The organism is Acetatifactor sp. (genome assembly GCF_982438285.1).
In genome coordinates this window covers 1-2,736 of record NZ_CEWDFQ010000386.1, presented here as the reverse complement: position 1 = coordinate 2,736, position 2,736 = coordinate 1, and the positions used below count along the sequence as shown (strand labels likewise).

3 protein-coding genes are annotated in these 2,736 nt (G+C 43.7%); all 3 read left to right on the top strand.

The window, feature by feature from the left end; all coding sequences use genetic code 11:
* On the top strand, positions 1-1,393 hold a 1,393-nt coding region (locus AC1WIP_RS14265), incomplete at its 5' end, for an aspartate aminotransferase family protein (RefSeq protein WP_481142455.1).
* Positions 1,394-1,414: 21 nt separating this feature from the next.
* Positions 1,415-2,083: an iron-containing alcohol dehydrogenase gene (locus AC1WIP_RS14260; RefSeq protein WP_481142454.1), complete on the top strand. Its 669-nt coding sequence runs from the start codon at positions 1,415-1,417 to the stop codon at positions 2,081-2,083.
* Between the two features lie 51 nt (positions 2,084-2,134).
* On the top strand, positions 2,135-2,736 hold a 602-nt coding region (locus AC1WIP_RS14255), incomplete at its 3' end, for an ABC transporter substrate-binding protein (RefSeq protein ID WP_481142453.1).

The window sequence follows — 2,736 nt, the reverse complement described above, 5'->3', positions numbered from 1 at the left end:
AAAGAGCAGGGATGTTACAAGAAAGGTGGAGAAAATGACAATGTTAAAAAATGAGCTGCCTAGAATTGTAACAAAACAAATTCCAGGGCCAAAAGCAGCAAAATGGATAGCAAGAAGAGGTGAGGCAGTTCCTTCAGCAATCAAATGTGTATACCCTATCGTGATAGCGCGAGGAGAAGGCGCCATGCTTGAGGATGTGGATGGAAATTATTTCCTTGATTGGGTAGGTGGTGTCGGTGTGCTGAACATTGGATATTCCAGGCCTGAACTGATAGAGGCAGTAAAAAAACAGTCAGAGCGGTATTTCCATGGAATGTTTAATATTGTTACACATGAAGGATATGTTGCGCTGGCAGAAAAGTTAAATACCATTGCACCGGTAAAGGGTACGAAAAGAAAAACGTATTTTGCTAATAGTGGTGCAGAGGCAGATGAAAATGCAGTAAAAATAGCAAAGGCTTTTACGAAGAGACCTAATATTATTGTATTTTCGGGAGCGTTTCATGGAAGAACCATGCTGACAATGGCGATGACATCAAAAAAAGCATACGCTTATGGCATGGGTCCATTTCCAGATGGTGTATACCGTGCTGAGTTTCCCTATCTGTATCGGAAGCTAGAGGGGATACCGGAGACAGAAGCAATTTCTTATTATATTAAGAGTATTGAGCAGGTATTTGAACAGGCATCGCCTGCAGAATTTGTGGCAGCAATTGTGGTGGAGCCTTTGCAGGGCGAGGGAGGATTCGTACCCGCTCCGATAGAATGGGTAAAAGCAGTTAGAAAAATTTGTGATAAGTATGGAATTCTTTTAGTCGCAGATGAAGTGCAGAGTGGATTTTGCAGAACAGGGAGAATGTTTGCAAGCGATTACTGGAAGGATGCGGATGCACAGCCGGATATAGTAACAACAGCAAAATCCATTGCAGGTGGTATCCCACTCAGTGCAATCACTGCACGGGAAGAAATCATGGAAGCAGTGCCTTGTGGTGTAATAGGAGGTACTTTTTGTGGAAACCCGCTTGCATGTGCTTCTGCACTTCAGGTAATTGAGATTATGGAGAAGGAAAATTTTGAGGCACGGGCAGTTGAAATTGGAAAAAAGGTAATGAAGCGTTATCAGAAAATGCAGAAGAAGCTGCCGGTTATTGGCGATGTAAGAGGGATAGGCGCAATGATTGGCCTTGAAATTGTAAAAGACCAGGAGAGCAAGCAGCCTAATCCAACGCTTGTTTCTGAAGTTGTTCAGGAGTGTATACAGAATGGATTGATTATTGAAAACGCTGGAATTTATGGAAATGTAATTCGCTTTTTGGCACCACTTGTGATTACAGATGAGCAGCTGGAGGCTGGCTTGGATATTCTTGAGGCAGCAATCCGTAGATGTATGTAAGCTGAAGAAGGGAGACTGGATATGGATTTTCAATTTTATCTGCCAGTGAATCTTTCTTTTGGTGAGGGCAGAGTAGAGACCGTGGGAGTGGAGACCGCAAAATATGGAAAGCGGGCACTGCTTGTTACGGGAAAAAACAGTACCAGAAAAACAGGTTTGTTAGACAAAGTAAAGGCTTTGCTGGAAAAAGCAGGTGTTGATTGTGTTGTTTTTGCTCAGGTATCAGCGAATCCGACTTCTGACATAATGGAAGAAGGCGTCAGGTTGCTTACGGAACAGCACTGTGATGTAGTAGTTGCACTTGGCGGAATGAATATTAACATGGCAGGCGTTACGGCACCGCATGGTATGGAGCACCCGGCAAGTGGATTGCGTGATATTGTACATGGACGGGGATTGGCGGCTTTGACACCGATTATTTATCAAAAGTCCTTTGAGACTGCACCGGCAAAGTTTGATAAAATCTCAAGGCTGCTGGGTGGAAAGGACAGAAGAGAACTTGTTCCCAGAATACAGGAACTGCTGGAGGTGCTGGAAGTGAAAACAACGCTTTCACAGGAAGGAATAAAGGAATCAGATGTGGACTGGATGACGGATAATTGTGCAAAGGTATCCGCACCTGCAATGGCTGCGCATCCACAGCATTTTACAAAGGAAGAAATCCGGGAAATTTACCTGGAGGCTTTATAAAATAAAGAAAACTATTATGGGAGAACAAAGGTAAAAAAGGGAGGACACAAGATGAAGAAAAAGGTTTTAAGTCTATTATTAGCACTGACTATGACGGTGGCAGGCACAACCGGCTGTGGAAGTGGAAACGGAGCAGGTGGGACTGCAGCAATCGATCCTAATAAGATTGCTATTGTAGCAATGGGGGATTATCTGGTACAGGATTGGGATCCTGCGATTTCCTATGGTGTAGATCCCCGTGTATTCTGCAATGTATATGAAACATTGATGACCAGTAATCCGGACGGAACCTACAATAATGTACTGGCAACAGATTATACAAGGAGTGAGGATAGTCTGACATGGACATTTACGCTGCGGGATGGCGTAAAGTTTCAGGATGGGACGGACTTTAATGCAGAAGCAGTGAAGTATTCGATTGACAGAACAATTGCTCTTCAGAATGGCGGCTCTTATATCTGGGGACCGGTAAAGGAAATCAAAGTTATTGATGATAAAACGGTAGAGTTCACACTGAACTATCCGGTTGACCTGCGGGAGATTGTTTCCTGTCAGTATGCAGCATTCATCTATGCTCCATCAGCAGGTGATGATCTGGATGCGTCTTCCAAATGGTTTTATGAATATAATATGTGCGGCACGGGGCCTTATAT

What these genes read in the sequence shown, in the direction of transcription:
- AC1WIP_RS14260 (WP_481142454.1), top strand. Translation starts at nt 1,415, where the DNA reads ATGGATTTTCAATTTTATCTGCCAGTGAATCTTTCTTTTGGTGAGGGC.